5 protein-coding genes are annotated in these 7,017 nt (G+C 62.8%); 2 read left to right on the forward strand and 3 right to left on the reverse strand.

The genetic code is table 11. The features are described from left to right. Both HMPREF9440_RS11115 and HMPREF9440_RS02550 read right to left on the reverse strand, forming a co-directional pair. Positions 1–427 (reverse strand): TnsA endonuclease N-terminal domain-containing protein (locus tag HMPREF9440_RS11115; RefSeq protein WP_172634271.1); only part of this gene is annotated, 427 nt, incomplete at its 3' end. Positions 428–622: 195 nt separating this feature from the next. Beyond that, positions 623–1,516, reverse strand: a complete 894-nt coding sequence (locus HMPREF9440_RS02550; protein ID WP_008541199.1) for an aldo/keto reductase — start codon at positions 1,514–1,516, stop codon at positions 623–625. A 368-nt stretch (positions 1,517–1,884) separates the two neighbouring features. Between HMPREF9440_RS02550 and HMPREF9440_RS02555 the strand changes: the two genes are divergently transcribed. Then, a complete protein-coding gene (locus tag HMPREF9440_RS02555; RefSeq protein WP_008541201.1) occupies positions 1,885–3,681 on the forward strand; it encodes a flavocytochrome c in 1,797 nt (598 codons plus the stop codon). Positions 3,682–3,827: 146 nt separating this feature from the next. Here HMPREF9440_RS02555 and HMPREF9440_RS02560 read toward each other — a convergent pair whose 3' ends face one another. Further along, on the reverse strand, positions 3,828–5,666 hold the full coding sequence (locus HMPREF9440_RS02560) for an aryl-sulfate sulfotransferase (RefSeq protein WP_008541202.1): 1,839 nt from the start codon (positions 5,664–5,666) through the stop codon (positions 3,828–3,830). Positions 5,667–5,792: 126 nt separating this feature from the next. Here HMPREF9440_RS02560 and HMPREF9440_RS02565 point away from each other — a divergent pair, with 126 nt between their 5' ends. Then, complete coding sequence (locus HMPREF9440_RS02565; protein ID WP_008541203.1) at positions 5,793–6,743, forward strand: LysR substrate-binding domain-containing protein; 951 nt, start codon at positions 5,793–5,795, stop codon at positions 6,741–6,743. Positions 6,744–7,017 lie beyond the last annotated feature (274 nt).

The raw sequence follows: 7,017 nt of genomic DNA on the forward strand, positions 1-7,017 counted from the left end.
AACCTCTTCCGTGAAGAGGTTCCTTAAAACTCTCTTCGCCCTCATCGTCCCTGTACGTCACAAGGAAGTCCGTAGTCATGACGATATTCTTTCCCCTGACTTGGGGATGAATCAGATTGAGTTCGCTGCAAATGTCTAGTGTGTCAACGGGTGCAAGGGGAAACTGCTCGCGGATTTCGATGACCTCGGGATTCCATTCAAGAGAAAGGCAGACAAGACGTTCCCCGTGCGATAGGCAGTGAAGCATGCGATGCAGGCGTGGACATGGGACCCTGTGGCGAGGGGTTTTGGAATGGCAGTCCTGAACAGTGATCCACGGGTCATAAGCGCTATAGCGCCCCTGACCACGCCCGGCCTTAACCCACTTGTCGTAATCCTGTACATAGTTTGATCGCATCAGCACTCCAAACAAGAAAAGAGTGGTCACGACAGCACCTGTACCGCTGTGATCCACTCTGCAATTTTACCGAAGCGCACCAAACCTGTGACACTAAAGTTATGAGATTTGTGACATTACAAGTTATGGTAGGTTGTGACAAATAAGTTATGATGTGTGACAATACGAGTTATGGAAACTCACGTTTTCAGGGTTTTGTGTTCCGTACTACACGGTTTTGAAGCCTCACAGCTTCGAGAGATCCGGCATCGGAATCGCGTCGTCGGGGTGTTCGCCCGACCAGCCCGTCTTCTCAGGCAAGCCCATCAGCTCCGCACGGTCGTCTTCGTCGAGCGAGAACCCGAAGAGCTCACGGTTCTGGCGCATGCGGTCGGGGTTGGCGGACTTCGGGAGCGGCAGGAGGCCCAACTCCAGCGAGAAGCGCAGGCACACCTGCGCGGGCGAGACGTGGTGCTTATCCGCGATGGATTCGACGACGGGGTTCGTCATGAGGCGGTTCTGGCCCAAAGGCGCCCAGGCCTCCACCAAAATCCCGCGCTCTCGGCAGTAGCGCACGGCTTCTTCCTGGAGGTAGCCGGGGTGGACTTCAATCTGGTTCACGACGGGAACTTCGCCGTCCAGAGCTTCGAAGTGGTGCGGGAGGAAGTTCGCGACGCCGATCGACTTGACGAGCCCTTCGCGCTTGAACTGCTGGAAGGCGTTCCAGGTCTCGGTGAGGCGTTCGCGCCACTCGGGGTCTTCCGAGTCGCGGCGCGGCCAGTGGATGAGAAGGAGGTCGACGTAGTCCATGCCGAGACGCGAGAGCGAGGTTTCGAGCTCCAGACGCGCGCCTTCCGCGGAGAGGTCGTCCTTCCAGACTTTCGTCGTCACGAAGAATTCGGAGCGGTCGATGCCGCTCGCGCGGATCGCGTCGCCCACGCTTTCTTCCGAACCGTAGAGATACGCCGTGTCGAAGTGGCGGTAGCCCGCGCGGATCGCTTCCGCGCAGACGGCGGCGCCGTCCTCGCGGTCCTTCACGCGCCAGGTGCCGAAGCCGATCGCGGGGATGCGGTTGCCGTCGAGCAGTTCATAGCAACCGTCGGCGTCGGCGAAGGGGAGGTTCTGTTTGAATTCGAGCATGTTTCAAACTCCTTGAGGAGATGGTCGATCTTGGAAATCTACACCAGACACGGAAACCTGAGGCTTAAGAAAAACGGGGAAGGCGCCTTTCAGGCGGGATGCTCCGGGGGAGAAGGCGGGGCGGTCTCTTCAGGCGGGGACGGCGCGAACGCCGAAACTTTCCGGGTTTCCGCAGACTTCTGCGGGTTTTGTCGGTCTTGCGGCATAAATCGCTGCGCGTGAAGATGAAATGTGCGTCCGGGCGCGCTTCGTGCGCCGGACGCGCCAAGGACCAAGCGCGGCTCCTGCGACCAAGTACGGGAGCCGCTGAAAGAGCGGGCGCCGGAACCTCCGGACCCCGACCACATACCCAAAGAGGAGAAACCAACATGAAAATCCGCTTCACGCCGATCGCGCTCGCCCTGATGGGGGTTTCCGTCGCGACGGCCGGCAGCGCGGCCGAACTCACGATGAAGCCCGGCGTCTACACGGCGACCGTGAACGGCCACAACGCCCCGATGACGGTCGAAGTCACCGTGTCGGAGCACAAGATCGAGAAGATCGACGCCTCGAAGAACCTGGAGACGATCGGCGTCGGCCGTAAAGCCATTGAGAAGATGACTGCGAAGATCCTCGACATGCAGTCGATCGGGGTCGATGCGGTGACCGGCGCGACCGTGACGAGCTCCGCCATCTGGAGCGCCGTCAAGCAGTGTCTCGAACAGGCGGGGGCCGACATGAAGGCCGTCACCGCCAAGGTTGAAAAGCATCCTTCGGGTGAACGCACGATCGACGCCGACGTCGTGATCGTGGGCGGCGGCGGGGCCGGCCTCGCCGCGGCGGTGTCCGCGCACGAAGCGGGCGCGAAGAAGGTCGTCGTGCTCGAAAAGCTGGGGTACCTCGGCGGCTCGACCAACGTTTCGGAAGGCGCCTTGAACGCCGTCGACCCGGCGCGTCAGGGCAAGCAGGGCATCGAAGACTCCACGGCGAAGTTCTACGAGCAGACGCTGAAGGGCGGCCACGACAAGGGCGACCCCGAGCTCGTCAAGTACCTGACCGAAAACTCGCTCTCCAGCGTCGAATGGCTCGAAGCCCACGGCGTCAAGTTCAAGGACGAGATCGGCACCGCGACGGGCGCGCTCTGGCAGCGGAGCCACTACCCGGCGACGCCGTCGGGCAACACCTACATCCGCGCGTTGGAAGCCGTCATCGACAAGACGAACGGCGCGATCGAAGTGATCACCGACGCGGAAGTGAATGACCTGATCAAGGCTGAAGGCCGCATCGCGGGCGTCAAGGCCAAGCACTTCGGTGAGAAGCTCACGGTCTCGAGCGACGCCGTCGTGATCACGACGGGCGGCTTCGGCGCGAACGTGAAGCTCCGCCAGGAGGTGAACACCGGCGTCTGGAAGCACGTCGTCTTGGACAACAAGATCGGCACCACGAACATCAACAAGGCGGCCCAAGGCCAAGGGATGGACCTCGCGAAGAAGTACGGCGCGCAGCTCATCGGCTTGGACGACATCCAGCTCCATCCGTGCGGCACGCCCGGCACCGGCCTCATGGAAAACATCCGCACGTCGGGGCGCAACCGCATCTTCGTGAACGTCGACGGCGACCGCTTCGTGAACGAAGGCGCCGCGCGCGACGTCCTCGCGAACGCGATCATCAAGCAGCCGAAGGGCACGTATTGGATCGTCGTCAACAAGGTCCGCTATCCGGCCCGCGACTGGGTCGACGCCAACGGCGCGACGATCCGCGACATGGTGGCGCTGGGGAGCGTCGTTGAAGCCGACTCGCTTGACGACCTCGCCAAGAAGACCGGCATGGACGCCGGCAAGTTGAAGGTCAGCATCGACGGCTACAACAAGATCGTGAAGGACGGCGCGAAGGATCCGCTCGGGTTCGTCGCGAACAACAAGGCCGACACGACCCTGACCGAAGGCCCCTGGTACGCCTGCCAGAAGGTCGTGACCGTCCACCACACGATGGGCGGCATCAAGATCAACACCAAGGCTGAGGTGATCGGCACCGACGGCAAGGTGATCCCGGGTCTCTACGCCGCGGGCGAAGTCACGGGCGGGATTCACGGCTCGAACCGCTTGGGCGGGAATGCCATTGCCGACGTGATGCTCTTCGGTCGTACGGCGGGCGTGGAAGCCGCGGCCTTTGCGAAGAGTCACTGAAAAGAATAATCCCTGTCGGCTTGATCCTTTAAGGATCGGTCACAGGGATTCTACTGATGCTTCGGGCGCATCCGGTCAAGGCCGGGTGCGCCCGATTCTTCTGCGGGCGGCTCATCCCCCGGGAGCGGAGGACGAGCCGTTCACCGTCAATTTTGGCTGAACGCCTTCTCCAACGAGATCGGGAAGGCCTGGTAGCCGAACGCGTCCGTGAAGTTGATCTTCACCGACGGCTCCGTCTCGCCCCAGCGGTATTCGCAGATCCACGGGTCGGGGATGTTGCCGTTCGCGGCGCCGCCGCCCGCGTGGAGGTCGAAGGTGAGCCCGGCCGTGGAGTAGTAGACGACGACCGAATCCTTGTCTTCCTGGTACTGGGCGAGGCCCGTCACGGGCGAGAAGGCGTCATGGCCGTACTCCTTGCCCACTTCCCAGACCTGCTCGACCGTCATCTTCTTCTGGTCGATCTTGTAGATCACGCCGCGGGTGTACTTCTCTTCCGCGAGCGCGGGCTGCTCCATGCCGCGGGCGTCGCCGTTGTCGAAGACCGTGATGTAGATCACGTCCTTCGTCGACTTCTTGTCGATGCGCCAGGCGGTGTGCTGCGTCCAGGACCAGTCGAAGCCGCCTTCGCACTTCGAGCCCTCGCACTTGATCTTGTTGCCCTTCGCGTCGACCGGGGTCAGGACCTTGTCCTTGAACTTGTCGGACCAGCCTTCGGGCGAGCCCATGATCCACTTCACCTTCTTGTCGCGGCCGATCTTGATGGCGGCGGACTGGTGGCGGGACGAAATGATGATCGAGTCGTCGGTCGGGTCGTAGTCGACGGAGTTCACGTGCGCCCAGTTGCGGCCGGGACCCACGCCCGCGACGTCGCCGAACTGGCCTTCGGCTTCCTGCTTGGCGAGGTCTTCGGCGGAGAGCGTCTGACCGGCCTTCGAAGCGTCGATGTTCAAGCACACCGCACCCTGGTCGAGCACCTTGATGACGTCGGCGCGGTACGGATCGAGAATCTCCATCAGCTTCCATTCATCCACGACGCCGCCGTCCTTGTCGACTTCGATGATGACGTCGCGCACCGTGTGGACGCGCTTGCCGTCGGCGCGGCGGTAGTCGGCGGACGAGACGCGCAGGAGCGAATTCCCGTTCTGCATGTTGTCGAACGCGTGGCTGTAGTCGGCGTACGCGGACGGGAGTCGGCGGTCCCAAATCTTGCGGCCGATCAGGTCGTACTTGACGTAGCGCTGGCCGAAGCCCCAGGTGAGGGCGCCGTCCGGCGCCTGCTGGAAGCCCATCATGAAGCCGGAGCTCCAGGGGTCTTCCGTGTCGTTGATGAGGGAGGCCAAGAGGTACCAGCGGGTTTCGCCCTTCGTGTCGATGATGCCGACCTCGGAGTTGAACGCCCATTCGAGCGCGCCCCCCGTCGGGTTGTTCCAGACGAAGCGGCCGCCCTGCGGCGCGGCGCTGTAGAGCTGGTTGTCGATGAGGTAGAGACGGTCTTCGAACCCGGGCTTCACGATTTCGGGCTTCGCGTTGAACATCGTCGTCGACTGCATCGGCGTGCCGTTGCTCATCGTGTAGACCGGGGGCGCGTAGAACTGGTAGCGGTCCTGGAAGTGCTCGGTCTTCCCGTTGTAGACGCGGTCGTATTCGACCTCAACGGTGTTCAAGTAGTCCGGATAGAGGCCGAAGACGGGAATGCCGCCGTGCGTGAGGATCTGACGGCGCGAGACGTCGTACTTGATTTCCTGGCCGTTCGCCTTCGGAACGATGCGCACCTTCGCGTTTTTGATCTCGTAGCCGCCATTTCGGATCACGGCCGTGAGCGGGGCGATCTTGTGGGGATTCCAGACGACTTCGCCGATGTTGCCCTGAACGGCGTAGGTGACGTTGGCGCCGGAAGCGCCGCCCATCGCCATCGCGTGGGAGGCGGCAAGCGCCATGCCGGCCGCGGCGGTCGCGATCGCGGCGTGCTTGAGCGAGAACTGCATCTCGAAAACTCCTTTGGTCTGAAGGATACGGTTAAGGGGGCGGAAAGCCCGGATGCGCTAAAGTCTAGGAACGGCACAAGGAACTGACCATTCCCGATTTCCTGCCGTTCGTACCAAAATAAGAAAATGCAGATTTCCAAATCCCAAATGCGCACCGAGGACCTCGACGTGCGCACGCTTCGGCTGCTCGTCTCGGTGCTTGAAACCCGCTCGCTCTCCGCGGCCGCGGCGGCCTTGGGCGTGAGCGCCGGGACCGCCTCGAAGCTCCTCCAGAAGGCGCGCGACGCCTTCGGCGACGCGCTCTTCGTGCGTTCCGGAGGTCAGATGACCCCGACCGAGCGCATGGGGCGTTTGGCCGGCCGCTTGGAGAGCGCGTTGGCGTTGATCGAAGGCATCACCGCGCCGGACGAACCCTTCTCGCCCGCGACCGCGAAGGCGACCATCACCGTGGCGGGTGCGGACAACGCGGTGCTGACGCTCCTGCAGCCCACGATCGGCGCCTTCTTCCGCGAGGCGCCGAACCTGAAGTTCTCGGTCGAGCCGATGGGCAACGACATGTTGGAGCGCCTGCGCTCGGGACAGACCGACATGGGGCTCGTCATGGACGAGAGCCTGCACTTGGGGCCAACCTTCCGGCAGCGGGTGCTGGTGAACTCGCATCACGTGCTGCTCGTGAGGAAAGGACATCCGCTGCAGGCGCTCGCCCGCGACCGTGAGCTTGTCCCCGAAGACCTCGACCGATTCCCTCGGATCGGCATCATGATGGCGAAGCCCTCTGGGGGCTTCCGAGAGATTCTGGACACGTTCGACCACGCGGACAACCACCAGCTCAAGATGCCGCACTTTCTCGCGGCGGCCTTCTTTCTCAAAGACACCGACTACTGGATCACGCTCCCGAAGGAGACGGCGGAGCGCTTGACGCATATGGACGACTTCGTGATCCTGCGGGATCCGGTGCACGGGACGCTGCCGTGGCGCCCGACCCTCATCTGGCACGAGCGCACGGACGGAAGTCCGCTCCACCAGTGGGTGCGCTCGAAGATCGTCGAGGCGGCGGGGAGACTCGCCGCGAAATGAGGCGGGGCGGCCGGAGGACGGGTGACGGCTGACGGCGTCCCGTCGCCATCCTCATTCACGCGCCCGCGGCGCCGAAACCGAAAACAAAACGAAAACAAAAAAAGAGCCCGGTCGACCAAAACCGGGCTCGAAACCTTCGGAGAGGTCCGGGGGCGGGCGCCGCCAAGAGGGCGCCCGGCACCGGAGGAGAACATTCTGAAGGAGAGAGGATTCCTCGATTTACTTCCGCATCCGGGCGAGGAGGCCCGAGCCGCAGAGGATGACGTAGAGAAGG

This window comes from Sutterella parvirubra YIT 11816 (genome assembly GCF_000250875.1).
Classification (GTDB): Bacteria; Pseudomonadota; Gammaproteobacteria; order Burkholderiales; family Burkholderiaceae_F; genus Sutterella; species Sutterella parvirubra.

Bases quoted from the DNA above. Each gene is read 5' to 3' on its own strand.
- HMPREF9440_RS02555 (WP_008541201.1), top strand. From the start codon at position 1,885: ATGAAAATCCGCTTCACGCCGATCGCGCTCGCCCTGATGGGGGTTTCC.
- HMPREF9440_RS02550 (WP_008541199.1), bottom strand. From the start codon at position 1,516: ATGCTCGAATTCAAACAGAACCTCCCCTTCGCCGACGCCGACGGTTGC.
- HMPREF9440_RS02560 (WP_008541202.1), bottom strand. From the start codon at position 5,666: ATGCAGTTCTCGCTCAAGCACGCCGCGATCGCGACCGCCGCGGCCGGC.
- HMPREF9440_RS02565 (WP_008541203.1), top strand. From the start codon at position 5,793: ATGCAGATTTCCAAATCCCAAATGCGCACCGAGGACCTCGACGTGCGC.